18 protein-coding genes are annotated in these 13,583 nt (G+C 67.1%); 11 read left to right on the forward strand and 7 right to left on the reverse strand.

The window, feature by feature from the left end:
• Position 1 precedes the first annotated feature (1 nt).
• From H6G16_RS04935 to H6G16_RS04950, 4 genes are read left to right on the forward strand one after another with little or no spacing between them, the layout of a single operon-like run.
• A complete protein-coding gene (locus H6G16_RS04935) occupies positions 2-439 on the forward strand; it encodes a hypothetical protein (RefSeq protein ID WP_106502083.1) in 438 nt (145 codons plus the stop codon).
• Positions 440-443: 4 nt separating this feature from the next.
• Entirely contained in the window at positions 444-866 is a 423-nt protein-coding gene (locus H6G16_RS04940) for a hypothetical protein (RefSeq protein ID WP_190389177.1), read from the forward strand.
• Between the two features lie 3 nt (positions 867-869).
• Complete coding sequence (locus H6G16_RS04945; protein ID WP_190389178.1) at positions 870-1,658, forward strand: hypothetical protein; 789 nt, start codon at positions 870-872, stop codon at positions 1,656-1,658.
• A complete protein-coding gene (locus H6G16_RS04950) occupies positions 1,658-2,125 on the forward strand; it encodes a hypothetical protein (RefSeq protein WP_190389179.1) in 468 nt (155 codons plus the stop codon). The genes H6G16_RS04945 and H6G16_RS04950 overlap by 1 nt, the downstream gene beginning before the upstream one ends.
• A gap of 91 nt (positions 2,126-2,216) precedes the next feature.
• Here H6G16_RS04950 and H6G16_RS13010 read toward each other — a convergent pair whose 3' ends face one another.
• Positions 2,217-2,414 carry a hypothetical protein gene (locus H6G16_RS13010; protein WP_242036173.1) on the reverse strand — a complete coding sequence of 66 codons (198 nt, stop codon included), beginning with the start codon at positions 2,412-2,414 and terminating at the stop codon, positions 2,217-2,219.
• Between H6G16_RS13010 and H6G16_RS13015 the strand changes: the two genes are divergently transcribed.
• Complete coding sequence (locus tag H6G16_RS13015) at positions 2,415-2,756, forward strand: collagen-like protein (protein WP_242036174.1); 342 nt, start codon at positions 2,415-2,417, stop codon at positions 2,754-2,756.
• 45 nt (positions 2,757-2,801) lie between these two features.
• Here H6G16_RS13015 and H6G16_RS04960 read toward each other — a convergent pair whose 3' ends face one another.
• Together H6G16_RS04960 and H6G16_RS13020 are read right to left on the reverse strand one after the other, a co-directional pair.
• Positions 2,802-3,125, reverse strand: a complete 324-nt coding sequence (locus H6G16_RS04960) for a hypothetical protein (protein WP_190389181.1) — start codon at positions 3,123-3,125, stop codon at positions 2,802-2,804.
• A gap of 127 nt (positions 3,126-3,252) precedes the next feature.
• Entirely contained in the window at positions 3,253-3,453 is a 201-nt protein-coding gene (locus H6G16_RS13020; protein ID WP_242036175.1) for a DUF305 domain-containing protein, read from the reverse strand.
• Positions 3,454-3,916: 463 nt separating this feature from the next.
• Here H6G16_RS13020 and H6G16_RS04970 point away from each other — a divergent pair, with 463 nt between their 5' ends.
• Together H6G16_RS04970 and H6G16_RS04975 are read left to right on the forward strand one after the other, a co-directional pair.
• The gene (locus H6G16_RS04970) at positions 3,917-4,327 is read left to right on the forward strand and encodes a hypothetical protein (RefSeq protein ID WP_190389182.1); all 411 of its coding nucleotides are present in this window, start codon (positions 3,917-3,919) and stop codon (positions 4,325-4,327) included.
• 202 nt (positions 4,328-4,529) lie between these two features.
• Positions 4,530-6,632: a cation-translocating P-type ATPase gene (locus H6G16_RS04975; protein WP_190389183.1), complete on the forward strand. Its 2,103-nt coding sequence runs from the start codon at positions 4,530-4,532 to the stop codon at positions 6,630-6,632.
• 16 nt (positions 6,633-6,648) lie between these two features.
• Here H6G16_RS04975 and cadR read toward each other — a convergent pair whose 3' ends face one another.
• A complete protein-coding gene (gene cadR, locus H6G16_RS04980; RefSeq protein WP_190389184.1) occupies positions 6,649-7,065 on the reverse strand; it encodes a Cd(II)/Pb(II)-responsive transcriptional regulator in 417 nt (138 codons plus the stop codon).
• Positions 7,066-7,262: 197 nt separating this feature from the next.
• On the opposite strand from cadR, the gene H6G16_RS04985 reads away from it, so the two are divergent.
• A complete protein-coding gene (locus tag H6G16_RS04985; RefSeq protein WP_199289187.1) occupies positions 7,263-8,111 on the forward strand; it encodes a vitamin K epoxide reductase family protein in 849 nt (282 codons plus the stop codon).
• 101 nt (positions 8,112-8,212) lie between these two features.
• Positions 8,213-9,523, forward strand: a complete 1,311-nt coding sequence (locus H6G16_RS04990; protein WP_190389186.1) for an Nramp family divalent metal transporter — start codon at positions 8,213-8,215, stop codon at positions 9,521-9,523.
• 139 nt (positions 9,524-9,662) lie between these two features.
• Here H6G16_RS04990 and H6G16_RS04995 read toward each other — a convergent pair whose 3' ends face one another.
• Positions 9,663-10,868 (reverse strand): chromate transporter, encoded by a 1,206-nt coding sequence (locus tag H6G16_RS04995; protein ID WP_190389187.1) that lies wholly within the window; start codon positions 10,866-10,868, stop codon positions 9,663-9,665.
• Positions 10,869-10,924: 56 nt separating this feature from the next.
• Between H6G16_RS04995 and H6G16_RS13025 the strand changes: the two genes are divergently transcribed.
• The gene (locus H6G16_RS13025) at positions 10,925-11,113 is read left to right on the forward strand and encodes a hypothetical protein (RefSeq protein WP_242036176.1); all 189 of its coding nucleotides are present in this window, start codon (positions 10,925-10,927) and stop codon (positions 11,111-11,113) included.
• Positions 11,114-11,227: 114 nt separating this feature from the next.
• On the forward strand, positions 11,228-11,452 hold the full coding sequence (locus tag H6G16_RS13030; protein ID WP_242036177.1) for a hypothetical protein: 225 nt from the start codon (positions 11,228-11,230) through the stop codon (positions 11,450-11,452).
• A gap of 226 nt (positions 11,453-11,678) precedes the next feature.
• Here H6G16_RS13030 and H6G16_RS05005 read toward each other — a convergent pair whose 3' ends face one another.
• On the reverse strand, positions 11,679-11,963 hold the full coding sequence (locus H6G16_RS05005; RefSeq protein WP_199289188.1) for a rhodanese-like domain-containing protein: 285 nt from the start codon (positions 11,961-11,963) through the stop codon (positions 11,679-11,681).
• A gap of 149 nt (positions 11,964-12,112) precedes the next feature.
• A complete protein-coding gene (gene chrA / locus H6G16_RS05010) occupies positions 12,113-13,456 on the reverse strand; it encodes a chromate efflux transporter (RefSeq protein ID WP_190389189.1) in 1,344 nt (447 codons plus the stop codon).
• Positions 13,457-13,583 lie beyond the last annotated feature (127 nt).

Consider the following 13,583-nt stretch of genomic DNA (forward strand, 5'->3'; position numbering starts at 1 on the left):
CATGGCCCTCACAAACGGCAACCCCTTGATCGATGCGGAGACCACCCTGGTGGGCTGGACCAACCGCAGCGCCATCCGCAACAGCGAGCACACCTTCCTCTCCGGTGAGGAGGTGCTGCTCAACACCAAGCTCGATGCGGCCTCCCGCTTCTCGCTGGTGGCCTCCCACCCCGGCGCGCCTGCCGCGGTGGAGGTGGAGCTGCTGCTGGCACCGGTGCTGCGCGATGGCACCACCGGCAGCTGGATCAGTGCTGTCCGCGTTGCCCTACCGGCAGAAGGCGGCCGGGTGGAGGCATTCCTTTCTGGGCACGACATCCAGATCGCACCGGCGGATCTCCCCAACCTCGACCTGCCGGCGGTGTGTTTCGCCAAGGCGCTCGTGACCCCGACCACCCCGGCGGGCATGCACGCGGGCCTGACGGCCACGATTGCGGCCTGAGCCCATGGCCCGCAAACGCTCTTCCAGCCCTGCAGAGGAACCGGCAGCCGAGGCGCTGCCGGCGCAGCCCACGGCGATCGAGCTGCCACCCGCCGCCGCAACCCGCCACGACCTGGTGGATCCCACCGTGCCGGCCGGCCTGGTGCGCATCAGCAACGGCAGCGGTGAGCGCTTCATCTGGCCAGTGCACCTGGGCGGCTGGCAGCAGCAGGGCTGGACCCTGATCGCTGCCGCCACCGGCGTTCAGATCACGCCGATGCCAGCTGCCCCTACAGCCCTGATCGAGGCACCGCCGGCCGCAGCAACGCCAGAGCCGATCACAGCTGACGCAACCCCAGACGTCGCCGAAACCGAGTTGGCAGCCAACTGGGAGCTGGAGACCAGCGCCACAGACGAGGCGCTGCTGCTCGACGACCCGCTGCTTTGAGGGGTGATCGCTTCCGTGCGCTCCTTTCTGCCCTCCCAAGCGAGCAGCACAGCAGCCAGCCCGCAGCTGATCCGGCTGCTGCCGCCCCTGGGCTGCCCGGGCGAGAGCGTGTGGGTGCCTCCCGTTGAGGTGCCCCGCTGGGAGCAGCAGGGCTACCGCCGCGCTCCCATCCCCGCCGCACCGCTGGAGTTGGCCTGGCTGCCGGATGCACCTGTGCCCCTGGACCCAGCTGGCAGCACCGCGGTGTTGCTGCTGCTCAAAGCACGGCCACCACTGCCAGCGGCGCTGTCGCTGGATTGGGGCGACGGCACCGTTGAAACCTGGCCATGGCCCAGCGGCGACAACATGCCGCGGTTGCGTCATGCCTATGCCTGCGCTCAGGACTGGAAGGTTTCGGCGGAACTGAGCGGCAGCGGCATCAGCGCCGAGCTGGCAGTGCATCTGCTGGGCTGCCCGATCTGGCCGCCAACGCCACCCCTGCCGCCGGGTGCGATTCAGCCGCTCATCCCCGGCAGTGGCCTGCTCGGCCAACCGTTTGATGGCCGGCGCCGCGAGCAGTGGCAGCTGCAGCGCTGGAGTGGCGGCACCAGCAGCGGCGGCGTACCCGCCAGCGATGGCTCCAGCATCCGCTTCCTACGCGCCGATGGCCTCTGGGCCACCCCGCCGGGCAGTGGCGGCGGCACCCGCTGGTGGAGCGGCGAGGGGCCACCCGGAGTGCTCCCTGATGCCCAAGCCGGTGACTTCTATCTCGACACCCGCAGCGGTGATGTCTACCAACTGGAGCTGAGCTGATGCCCTGGACCCACAGCACCAATCTCAAAGGGCCCTCGATGCTGCGGCTGGCGCGGCTACCGGCGGCGTTGAGCACCAGCTCCAGCACCAGCTGGCTCACCCTGTTCACCACACCACTGGCGGCACAGCAGGTGCTCTCCTTTGCGGCGGAGCTCTACTTCTCCAGCGGCGCCAACAACACCGGTCTGGTGACCACCCTCTCTGGCCCCGCCGGGCCGCAGGCGGTGCTCCACAACCTGGTGACCGGTGAATCGCTCACCACCTTCCGCAACCTCACCGCCAGCAGCTACGACACACCCCTGATCGGTACCAGCTCCGCCGGCAGCTCGGTGCTCAGGGCCCAGGTGAGCGGCACGGTGGAGAACGGCGCCAATGCCGGCAACCTCAGCCTGCGTTTTCGCTCAGAGGTGGCCGGCACCGCGGTGACAGTGCTGCGCGGCTCCTGGTGGCAAGTGCTGCAGCACTGAGCTGCGCTCCGCTCAACTCACCATCGGCAATAGGGAGTGTTCTCTCTGGCCCTTGGGCCGCTGCTCTGTCATGGCCTGGATTCCCTCCGGTTCACTCAAGGGTCCGCACGGTGATCCCGGCCCCCAGGGCCCCCAGGGGGTGCAAGGCCAACCCGGTGCCGATGGTGCCCAGGGCGTGCAAGGCCCGCAGGGACCAGCGGGGATACAGGGCGTCGCCGGCCCAGAAGGCCCCCAGGGCCAGCAGGGCATCCAGGGTGCCCCGGGCCTGGGCATCACCTTTAAGGGGCATGTGCCCACCCTGGCGGATCTGCCCGCCGATGCCGCCCAGGGCGATGCCTACATCGTGCAGGCGGATGACTCCTTCCGCGTCTGGGACGCCACCAGCAGCACCTGGGTGGATGGTGGCTCGATCCAGGGCCCCCAGGGCATCGCTGGCCCCCAAGGACCGCAAGGGTTGCAGGGAGAGCCCGGCCCCCAGGGCCTGCAGGGCGTGGAGGGCCCCAGTGGCCCCCAGGGCAACCGCGGCACCGGTTGGTTCACCGGCAGTGGTGCACCCACCACCATTCCCGGCTCCATGCCGGGTGATCTGTATCTGGATCAGACCAGCGGCGATGTGTACGTGTTGAGCTAAGGCCCGGCGCTGCATGATGATCACGCCCGCCGGGCCGGGATGGCCTCAGGCCAGCATCAGCCGCCGCTGCGCCTCGAGCTGGGAGCGCCGCAGCAGTTCCTGCTCGGCCAGCAGCCGCTCATCGAGCTCATCGATGCGAGCCAGGCACTGCTGGATCGCGGGAATCACCTCTTCCTCCAGCAGGGTGATCTCCTCTTCTCCATAGGGCTGCTCGATCCAGGTGCGCCGCAGCGCCAGCCCGCGCCGGCGCAGCAGGATCTCCTGCACGGAGCGGAGCGTGGATTCCAGCAGCAGGAACGGATCTTCCTCGGGCGAGCAGAACGGTGATTCCGCGGAAGCCGGGATGCCAGCAGCAGAGCGTGTGGCCATGACGATCGGCGCCGAGAGCGGCGCAGCGACGGGACCGATCCCAGCGGAGGCCCGACCGCAGGAGGGCCTCAGACTGGAGAGGCCCCGAGCCAGCCAGCTTCAGGGTCAGCTCAGGGCAGTCGATGCCTCAGTTGCTGCAGGCGTTCTGCGGCCTGTGTGGCTTCCTGCAAGAGCTGATCCCAGTCGTCCGGCGGATGGCCTTGATGCGCTTGGCCAGCTCCCTGATCTCGGGCCGCTTCGCGCGGTTGAGGGCGAGATCCGCCATGGCGATCGCCCCCTCGTGGTGGGGAATCATCATCACGATGAAGCGCTGATCGTTCGGCCCCATTCGTCCGGCCCCATCCCAGCCCACACCGGGTCCAGGCCGCTGCCCTCCACCCCAGCCCTGGGCCAGGCCAGGGGTGTTGATCATCCACGCCAGGGCACAGGCTCCTGAGGCCGCCAGCAAGACACCAACTGTGGATCGCTTCCCTGGGGAGCGCTGGTGGACCTGGGCCATGGATCCGTCCTCCAAGGCTGCCGAAGTCTTGATCTCCACCCTGGCCACGCCGGCATGGTCCGAGGGTCCTTCGTGGCATTGCTTCACGGATTCACCGCACGGCCGTTGGATCACACCCTCAGGACCGGGCAGATCACGGCGCCATCCTTGGCGTGATCGCCTCTTCTGAGCCCCATGAGGAGCGGCTGAGGCTTGCGGAGGGCCTCACCCCCAGGACAATGTTCTGATGCAACAGGTTCAGAAGGGTCACGGCGATAGCAGCCACGGGCGCAGGTATCGAAGCGATCCGTGGATGCGCCAGGTCCTGACCCTCTCGCTGACCTGCTGCTGGCTGGCAGCTCCGGCGATGGCGGCTGAATCGGAGGCGTGTCGGAACCTGCTGGATCAACGCAATGCCCTGGCCGAGCAGGCGATGAAGGCCGAAATCGCCTTGGTCCGCACCATCCGCGAACGGATCTGCCCGGTCCTCAGCCAGCAGGCTGATCAGGCCAATGCCAACGACCGCAACGCGCTGACCATCGACTACCAGGCCCTGATCGACTGCCGCTACAAGGTGGAAGAACAGCTGCTGCGCAGCCAGCGGGTTCTCTACGTCAACCGCCAGCAGTTCAGGTTCTACACGGCGGCTGGAGCCAAGCTGGCCCGGCAGGCCGATGGGCTGGCTCAGGAGTTGCGGGAAGGGGAGTGTCCCCAGCTGCGTTGATCAACAGCCAGCCAGCGGCCACCCGGTGCCGTCCAAACCCTTGACCCTGGAGTGACTACAGGCTGTTTGCTGGGGTCTGGATGACAGGACCATGGCGGAACATTGCTGCAGCAGCGGAACCAGCGGACAGAAGGCCGGAGCCACCACGGAGCCGCAGCCGGAGCCGGCAAGCGGCAGAGAAGCGCTGTTTCGGATCAGCGCCATGGATTGCGCCACGGAGGAAGGCGAGATCCGCCATGCCCTCGCAGGTGTTGACGGCATCCGCGGCCTGAGGTTCCTGCTCGCCGAGCGCGTTCTGGCGATCGATGCCGAAGCCGCTGCACTGAGCTCCGCCCTTACTGCGATCCGGCGGCTGGGATTCAACCCGGAGCCGATCAGCCCCGATCAGCGGCCGTCTTTGGCCCAGACGCGTCTGGGGCAGCGACGTGAACGTCTCCGCCTGAGTGGTGCCTTGGTGCTGGCGATCTCAGCGGAGCTGCTGCATCTGGTCGTTCCCGCCTTCCCGGGCCATGAGCTGCTGGAGAGCGGGATCGCCATCGCCGCGATTGCCCTGGCGGGCTTCTCCGTGTTTCTCAAGGGCCTCGCGGCCCTCCGCCAGGGCCGGCTCAATATCAATGCGCTGATGAGCGTGGCGGTCACGGGCGCCTTCCTGATCGGCCGCTTCCCGGAAGCCGCCATGGTGATGGCGCTCTATGCCGTGGCCGAGGCGATCGAAGCTCGGGCGGTGGAGCGGGCCCGCCAGGCGATCACCAGCCTGATGGCCCTGGCCCCCGATGAGGCGGAGATCCGCCAGAGCGATGGCCGCTGGCAGCGCGTGCCGGCTAGTGCTGTGACCATCGGCGATGTGGTGCGTGTCCGCCCGGGCGAGAGGCTGCCGCTCGATGGCACGGTGCTCAGCGGCGAGAGTGCGATCAACCAGGCACCGATCACCGGCGAAAGCCTGCCGGTCGACAAAGGCCCAGGGGATGAGGTGTTTGCGGGCACGATCAACCAGGGCGGCGCCCTGGAAATCCAGGTGACGGCACCTGCTTCGCTCAGCACCCTGGCGCGCATCATCCAGGTCGTGGAGGAAGCCCAGGCCTCCCGTGCCCCGATCCAGCGCTTCGTCGATCGCTTTGCGGCCCGCTACACCCCGGCGGTGTTCGTGGTGGCCCTGGCGGTTGCTCTGTTGACGCCGCCCTTGCTGGGGTTCACCCCCATGCAGGCGATCTACAAGTCCCTGGTGCTGCTGGTGATCGCCTGCCCTTGTGCGCTGGTGATCGCCACACCAGTCACGGTGGTGAGCGGCCTGGCCGCCGCCGCCCGTCGCGGCATCATCATCAAAGGCGGCCTCTATATCGAGGAGGCCCGCAAGATCAAGGTGCTGGCCCTCGACAAGACAGGCACGATCACCCTGGGCCAGCCCAAGCTGGTGGCCTTCTCCCCTCGCCTAGAAGGCGCAGACGCTGGCCTTCTCAAACAGTGGGCCAGCAGCCTGGCGGAGCGCTCCGACCATCCGGTGTCGCGGGCCATTGCCGCAGGCCTCGATGGCGAGCGGCTGGCCGTGGAGGCCTTCGAGGCCCTCCCCGGAAGGGGGGTGCGGGGCGTGATCGAGGGGCGACCGCTGATGCTGGCCAACCACCGCTGGATCGAGGAGCTGGGGCTTTGCTCCAGCGCACTGGAAGCATCGATGCAGGTTCACGAGCGCCAGGGCCGCTCGCTCAGCCTGCTGGCGGATGACACCGGCGTGCTCGCCCTGATCGCCGTAGCCGACACCGTTCGGCCCAGCTCCGCGCCCGCTATGAAAGCCCTGCGGGCCCTCGGCGTCACCCCGGTGATGCTCACGGGTGACAACGCAGCCACAGCCGGTGCGATCGCGGCCGTGGCCGGCATCGAGCAGGTGAAAAGCAATCTTCTGCCTCAGGACAAGCTCGAGGCGGTGGCCGATCTGCAGGCCCGCTATGGATTCGCGGCCATGGCCGGCGATGGCATCAACGATGCGCCGGCCCTAGCCCAGGCGAACATCGGTTTCGCGATGGGGGCCGCGGGCACCCACATCGCCATCGAAGCGGCCGATGTGGTGATCATGAACGATGATCTGACGCGCGTACCGGAGACAATCTCCCTCTCTGGCCGCACCTTTCGCATCCTGCGCCAGAACATCGCGCTGGCGCTGGGAATCAAGATCATTTTTCTGGTGCTCACCGTGGCCGGGAATGCCACGATGTGGATGGCGGTTTTCGCGGACATGGGCACCAGCCTGATCGTGATCGCCAATGGCCTGCGGCTGCTCCGCACACCCACGCCAGGAAAGATCAAGGGCTGAGCGTGGGCGGGAACGATCAGATCTGATCCTTGTCGATGCGAGCCGAACGGTTCAATTCCATCAGGATGCCGCAGGTCTTCTCCTCATCAGGTTGCGGACAAAGCCCTCTGAGGTTCCGCAACTGATGCTGTAGCTGGCGGAGTTCATCGACCCGCGCATCAACTTCGGCCAGCTTCTCGTCCAGCAAGGCGTTCACAGTCCGGCAGCTCCCGGCTGGTGCGTCCCGCGCTCCGATCAGGATGCGCACCTCCTCCAGGCTCATGTCAAGGCTGCGGCAGTAGCGGATGAAGCGCAACTGCTCCACATGCCGCGGCGAATAGAGGCGGTAGTTGCCATCCGTGCGCTGCGGCACCGGCAGCAAGTGCTCGCGTTCGTAATAGCGGATGGTCTCGATCTTCACCCCTGTAGACCGTGCCAACTCGCCGATCTGCATGGATTCCTCCCCTTGGGTTGACAAGTCGGGCGGACAAGCCTCCCTGGCGCGACACTAGGCCCTTGACCCTGAAGCCACATTAGGCTTTTCAATGGCGAGGCCGACCGTCCATCCTTGTGAACAGCACCTCGCTCACCCAACGACTCTCCCGCCGTCGAACCGGCCAGCACCAATGCCGGCCCTGGGCGCGGCTGTGCATGGCCGTTCTGGCCACGATTGGGATGATCGACACCGGCTCGATCACCGCCAAGCGCTGGGGTTGGATCGGCAGCCTGTCCTGTCCGGGCGGCAGCGATGGCTGCGACAAGGTTCTCAGCAGTGCCTGGGGCTCAATCTGGGGACAGCCGCTCTCACTGTATGGATCCTTGACCTATGGCCTGGTGATTCTGTTGGCTGTGCTTCCACTGTTGCCGATCGGGAAAAACAACAGAACGAGCGAGCCGCTGACAGTCACTCTGCTGGTCTTGATCACCACTGGAATGGCCTGCTTCAGCGCGGTGCTGATGGGAATCATGGCGCTGCAGATAAAGGCATTCTGCGCATTTTGCGTTCTATCCGCTGCTCTCTCCTTTTCTCTCTTTGTTCTCGCCTTGATCATGGCCAGAGGAGAGGAGCGATCATCCACCGTGTTCCGTGTCGTGATCACGGCTTTGCTCGTCTTGCTTCTGGGCCTGGGCTGGTCGGCCATGGCCGATCAACCATCTATCAGTGGCGGTCCAGGCTCAGCTCCAGCTGTCCAGGCGGAAAGCAGCCCCGCCAGGGTCCAATTGGCAGAGCACCTCAGCGCAATTGGCGCCAAGCTGTATACCGCCTATTGGTGTCCCCATTGCCGTGAGCAAAAAGAGCTCTTTGGCAAGCAAGCAACGGCCAAGATCAGCGTGATTGAGTGCGCTCCCGATGGCCAGAACAGCCAGAGCACGCTTTGCGCCCAGAAGGGCGTTCAGGGTTACCCCAGCTGGGAGATCAATGGCACGCTCGATTCTGGCGTGAAATCACTGGATCAGTTGGCTGATCTCAGTGGCTACAAGGGATCCCGCGCGTTCTGACCAAGCTGCTGTTTGTTGTCCAGAGCGGTCGTCAGGTCAGCAATACCCAACCAGGTTCACAGCCTTGATCGCCTTAACGTCCAGCTCCTCGGCATTGCCCCATGCCTGATGCACCACTCGGCAACTCCGCCCCCGTCACCCCTCGGGTCGTGGACGTTCCGGCCGGTTTAGGCACGCTGCGCACCTTTCTACGGGTACTGGGCCCCGGCTACCTGGTGGCCGTGGGCTATATGGATCCGGGCAACTGGGCCACCGATCTGGCGGCAGGCTCCCAGTTCGGGTACCGCCTGCTGTGGGTGATCGGACTCTCCAGCCTGATGGCGATGGTGCTCCAGTCGCTGTGCTGCCGCTTGGGCATCGCCACACGGATGGACCTGGCCGAGGCCTGCAGCCGTTTGCTGCCGCGGTCCTGGCGGATCCCCCTCTGGCTTCTGGCCGAGATGGCGATCATCGCCTGCGACCTGGCCGAGCTGGTGGGCAGCGCCATCGCCTTGCAGCTCCTTTTCGGCCTGCCCCTGCCCTGGGGGGTGGGCCTCACGGCGGCCGACACCCTGCTGCTTCTGGCGTTGCAGCGTTTCGGTGTCCGACGCCTCGAGGCGCTTGTGATCGCCTTGGTGGCCCTGGTGGGCGGTTGCTTCGCCGTGGAGATGTTTCTGCTGCAGCCGGATTTGGGCCAGGTGGGCCAGGGATTCCTTCCCCAATCCTCCAGCCTCAGAGACGGCACGCAGCTCTTTCTGGCAGCCGGCATTCTTGGCGCCACGGTGATGCCCCACAACCTCTATCTCCATTCCTCCCTGGTGCAGACCCGCCACTGGAGCGCGGCGGCGGGGGAAACGCGCAGGGCCCTGGCCTTCAGCACCTGGGACACGCTGATCGCCCTCAGCCTGGCCCTCCTGATCAATGTCTCGATCCTGGTGCTGGCCGCCGGCAGCTTCTACGGACGACTGCCACAGCCGGTCACGGACCTCAGCGAGGCCTATCGGCTGCTGACGCCGATGCTGGGCACCTCTCTGGCCAGCGTGCTGTTTGGGGTGGCGCTGCTGGCGGCGGGCCAGAGCTCAACGCTCACCGCCACCATGGCCGGCCAGATCGTGATGGAGGGGTTCCTGCAGATCCGTCTGCCGGACTGGAAGCGGCGGCTGCTCACCCGCGGCCTCGCCCTGATCCCGGCGATGGCCACGGTGATCCTGTTCGGTGAGCGGGCCACCACCAACCTGCTGGTGCTGAGTCAGGTGGTGCTGTCCCTGCAGTTGCCGTTCGCGGTGATCCCGCTGGTGTGGTTCTGCGGGCGGCGCGGCCTGATGGGCGAGCTCCGATCACCGCTCTGGCTGCAGGTCGCGGGCTGGCTGTGCGCCAGTGTGATTGTGTCGATCAACCTCTCGTTGCTGAGTTCGGTGCTGCGTGGCGGCTGAACGGTCGGCAATGCAGCTTCTCCGTCGCCGCATGACGAGCAAACAATCCCTGAGGCACGACCGACGCAATCAAGGACCCTGAGTCGTTGAGCCGGTATCGGAGGCACCATGCCCGTCCAGCGGCTGGAGGCCTGGAGTCTCAGCCCACCGCCAGCTGCAGCACCCCGCGCCCCAGTCCCACCAGGGCGGCGAGACCGATCAGGGGCAGGACGCCCCAGCGGAAGCGCAGCAGCAGGGTCAGCGCCAGGGCGGCCAGCAGGAGCGCCAGGGCATCGAGCTCGCCAGCTGGCCACAGCACAGGCCCGGCGAAGAACACCGCCAGGCTCACGATCACGCCCACCACCGCTGCGGTGATCGCCGTGAGCGGGGCGCCGAGGCGCAGATCGTCGCGGGTCGCCTCCACCAGCGGAGCGCCGCAGAGGATGAACCCGAAGGTGGGAAGGAACGTGAACCAGATCGTCACCAGAGCAGCCGCTGCTGCCCCGATCCAGGTGCCAGGGGGGCCGAACACCCCGCCGTTCCAGCCGCCCATGAAGCCCACGAAGGCCAGCACCATGATCAACGGCCCAGGTGTGGTTTCCCCGAGGGCCAGGCCATCCACGACCTGGGCAGCGCTGAGCCAGCCGAACTGTTCCACCGAAGCCTGGGCCACGTAGGTCAGCACCGCGTAGGCACCGCCGAAGCTCACCAGCGCCACCCGGCTGAAGAAGCGCCCCATGGTGGGCAGGAGACCCTGCTCGCCGAAGCCGGCGCTGAGCAGGGCCAGGGGCACCAGGGTGGCCAGCCCCCAGACGAGCAACATCAGCGCGAGGCGCCGGTGCGAGGGCCGGGCATGGGGCGGGATGGGGGTGTCGTCGCCATGGATGGCGGGCGGCTCGGCAGCGGCCTTGGCCGCCTGGCCTTGGCGGGATTCGGCCCTGGGCTTCTGCACCCACTGAGGTTTCCAGCGTCCGGCGCCCCAACCCAGCAGCGCCGCCGCTGCCACGATGAGCGGGTAGGGCAGCTTGAGCAAGGCCAGGGCCACGAAGGCCGCAGCGGCCACCAGCACCAGGGCTGGATGGTGCAGGGTGCGGCGGCCGATCCGCAATCCGGCCTGCAGCACGATCGCCAGGACCGCCGGCTTGAGCGCCCAGAACACGGCAGCCAATAGGGGCAGCTGGGCTCCGACCGCGTAGAGCGTGGAGAGGCAAAGCAGCACCAGCACCGATGGCGCCAGGAACAGACCACCGGCGATGAGACCCCCGGGGATGCCATGCATCAGCCAGCCCAGATAGGTGGCCAGCTGAATCGCCTCCGGCCCCGGCAGCACCATGCAGTAATTGAGGGCATGCAGGTAGCACCACATCACCCCGCTGCACGGCCTCGGCCGGCACGGTCATCTCCTGGCCCTCGCGGATCACGGTGGCGGTGGCGGGCTGCAGATCCAGCAGCCGCCGCACCGCCGCCGAGGAGCGCTGCTTGATGATCTCCTCCATGTATTTGCCCATCAACACGAAGGCGATCACGACCGCCGACACCTCGAAATACACCCCCCGCTCATCGATGCCGACCGGCAGCAACTGGGGCGCAAAGACGACGACCACGCTGTAGAGGTAGGCCACCGAGGTGCCCAGCGCGATCAACACATCCATGTTCAGGGCCCGGCGGCGCAGGGCGGCCCAGGCCCCGGTGTAGAAGCCCCAGCCGCCGATCACCTGCACGGGAGTGGCCAGCAGGAAGAGCCAAACCCCCCAGGTGAGCCAGGGGAGTTGGGCCACGGGTGCCCAGCTCAGCAGGCTGACGCCCGCCGCCAGGGCGATGAAGGCGGCGGCCCGCAGGATCGCCAGCGCCAGCACCCCGGAGAGGGCAATGCTCACGCGACGCCGCATCCGCCGCAGCTCCTGTTCCGGGGCCAGGAAGCTCTGCCGGCAGCCCTGGCTGCAGAAGTAGTAGGTGCGGCTACCCCGCCTGGCCGACAGGGCCGTGGCCACGGGCACCACCATGCCGCAGATCGGATCCTTGGCCATCGAGCCGGATGTCGCCGCTGCAGCGTCCATGGCAGGAGCCTGACTGAATTCAGTGTGGTGGCTCTGGCGTGTTCTGACTGCAAGGCAGACGAACCAGCCAGCGCTTCCAACCTCCCTACCGAGTCGTGCGGCTCTGCTTTTACCTGCCTTTACCCCTTCTCAAGCAGCCGATCGGGCACACCACCGAGTCCACGTTCCAGGGTCTGGACGTTGGGGTAGCCGTGGTCGAGGAGTGCAGCCGCCGCAATCGCACCGCGGTTGCCGCCTGTACAGAAACACACAATCGGGACCGAGCGATCGGGGATGACTGTCTCGATCTCCTGCAGCAACACGTCCAGTGGAATGTTGTGGGCGTTGCGGATCGTGCCGGACTTGATTTCAGCCGGCTCACGCACATCGATCAGGATGGCTCCGCGCTCAAGCTGCTGCTCCAAGTCCTCTGGAACCAGCCCGGGAACCCTGGCCTTGGCTTCAGCAGCTCTGCGCAGAAACGCTTCGTCGTGGTGCACGACCAAGGGGGATCATCGTGCCTTGACCGTAGATGCAACATCTGGCCTGCGTTTGTGCATCGGGCTACACCGGATCAGCCCGTGAGCCTGGCCAGTCCGGTGAGCAGCGCTCCAACGAGGGCGGCAGCGCCGATCACCTGAAGGACGCTCCAACGCAGCCGCAGCTGGGCAAACAACGCCACCCCCACCACCAGCAGCGCCCATGGGTTGAAGGCACCGCCGGGCCACAGCACCGGGCCGGCAAAAAACAACGCCAGGCTGGCGATCACGCCCACGACCACGGCGGTGATGGCACTCAGCGGCGCCCCGAAACGCAGGTCGCCGCGGCTCCCTTCCACCAGTGGCGCCCCAGCCAGGATGAAACCGAAGGAGGGCAGGAAGGTGAACCACACCGTGACCGCCACCGCCGCCAGGGCCAGGGGCCAGGGCGTTGCACCAGCGGCGATCGACTGATTCCAGCCGCCCATGAAGCCCACGAAGGCCACCACCATGATCAGCGGCCCGGGCGTTGTTTCCCCCAGCGCCAGCCCGTCGAGCATCTGACTGGCCGAAAGCCAGCCGAACTGCTCCACCGCCCCCTGGGCCACGTAGGGCAGCACGGCATAGGCCCCCCCGAAGCTGAGCAACGCCACTCGCGTGAAGAAGCGGGCCATCAGCGCCAGCGAACCATTCCAGCCGCCGGCGATCGCCAGGCCTGCCAGGGGCAACAGCAGAGCCAGCGCCCAGATCAGCAGCGTGGTGGCTAGCCGCCGGCGCGAGAGGCGGGCGTGCTCAGGGCTTTCGGTGTGGTCGTCGTGCAGAGCAACCGCCTGAGCCGCGTCTGCCTTGGCCGCCGCGGAACCATGGGCGCCGCCCGTCTGCAGCAAGGCGGGCCGCCAGCGGGCGACCACCAGGCCGATCAAGCCGGCCACGAGCACCACCAGCGGGTAGGGCAGCTTGAACAGGGCCAGGGCCAGAAAGCCAAGGATCGCCAGTGCCACCAACAAAGGGCTGTGCAGGGTTCGCTTGCCAATGCGCCAGGCCGCCATCAGCACGATCGCCAGCACCGCCGGCTTGAGCACCGCGAACACCGAGGCCAGCAGCGGAAGCTGCCCCCAGAGGGCGTAGATGCTGGCCAGGGCCGTAAGCACGAACACCGAGGGGATCACGAACAGGGCGCCGGCGATCAGGCCGCCGGGCACGCCATGCATCAGCCAGCCGAGATAGGTCGCCAGCTGCATCGCCTCCGGCCCGGGCAGCAGCATGCAGTAGTTGAGGGCATGCAGGTAGCGCCGCTCTGAGAGCCAGCGCCGCTGGTCGACCAGCTCACGGTGCAGCAGGGAGATCTGGCCGGCCGGCCCACCGAAGCTCACCCAGCCGAGCTGGAACCAGAAACGGGAGGCCTCCGCCAGGGCCACGGCGGAGGGTGGTGGTGTCATGAGTTCTCTTACGGGCCTGGCATCAGGGCCCATCTTGCGGGGAACCGCACCCCGGCGGGGTGAATGCGAGCACAACCGCTCTTGACTCTCCAGTAGCTGCAGACCTCAGGCTGGAGGGATCCTGTCC

It is taken from the genome of Cyanobium sp. FACHB-13342, from assembly GCF_014697415.1.
In the GTDB taxonomy this organism is placed as follows: Bacteria; Cyanobacteriota; Cyanobacteriia; order PCC-6307; family Cyanobiaceae; genus Cyanobium_A.

Bases quoted from the DNA above. Each gene is read 5' to 3' on its own strand.
- H6G16_RS04935 (WP_106502083.1), top strand. From the start codon at position 2: ATGGCCCTCACAAACGGCAACCCCTTGATCGATGCGGAGACCACCCTG.
- H6G16_RS04940 (WP_190389177.1), top strand. From the start codon at position 444: ATGGCCCGCAAACGCTCTTCCAGCCCTGCAGAGGAACCGGCAGCCGAG.
- H6G16_RS04950 (WP_190389179.1), top strand. From the start codon at position 1,658: ATGCCCTGGACCCACAGCACCAATCTCAAAGGGCCCTCGATGCTGCGG.
- H6G16_RS13010 (WP_242036173.1), bottom strand. From the start codon at position 2,414: ATGCCCCTTAAAGGTGATGCCCAGGCCCGGGGCACCCTGGATGCCCTG.
- H6G16_RS04960 (WP_190389181.1), bottom strand. From the start codon at position 3,125: ATGGCCACACGCTCTGCTGCTGGCATCCCGGCTTCCGCGGAATCACCG.
- H6G16_RS13020 (WP_242036175.1), bottom strand. From the start codon at position 3,453: ATGGGGCCGAACGATCAGCGCTTCATCGTGATGATGATTCCCCACCAC.
- H6G16_RS04970 (WP_190389182.1), top strand. From the start codon at position 3,917: ATGCGCCAGGTCCTGACCCTCTCGCTGACCTGCTGCTGGCTGGCAGCT.
- H6G16_RS04975 (WP_190389183.1), top strand. From the start codon at position 4,530: ATGGATTGCGCCACGGAGGAAGGCGAGATCCGCCATGCCCTCGCAGGT.
- cadR (WP_190389184.1), bottom strand. From the start codon at position 7,065: ATGCAGATCGGCGAGTTGGCACGGTCTACAGGGGTGAAGATCGAGACC.
- H6G16_RS04985 (WP_199289187.1), top strand. From the start codon at position 7,263: ATGGCCGTTCTGGCCACGATTGGGATGATCGACACCGGCTCGATCACC.
- H6G16_RS04990 (WP_190389186.1), top strand. From the start codon at position 8,213: ATGCCTGATGCACCACTCGGCAACTCCGCCCCCGTCACCCCTCGGGTC.
- H6G16_RS04995 (WP_190389187.1), bottom strand. From the start codon at position 10,868: ATGTGGTGCTACCTGCATGCCCTCAATTACTGCATGGTGCTGCCGGGG.
- chrA (WP_190389189.1), bottom strand. From the start codon at position 13,456: ATGACACCACCACCCTCCGCCGTGGCCCTGGCGGAGGCCTCCCGTTTC.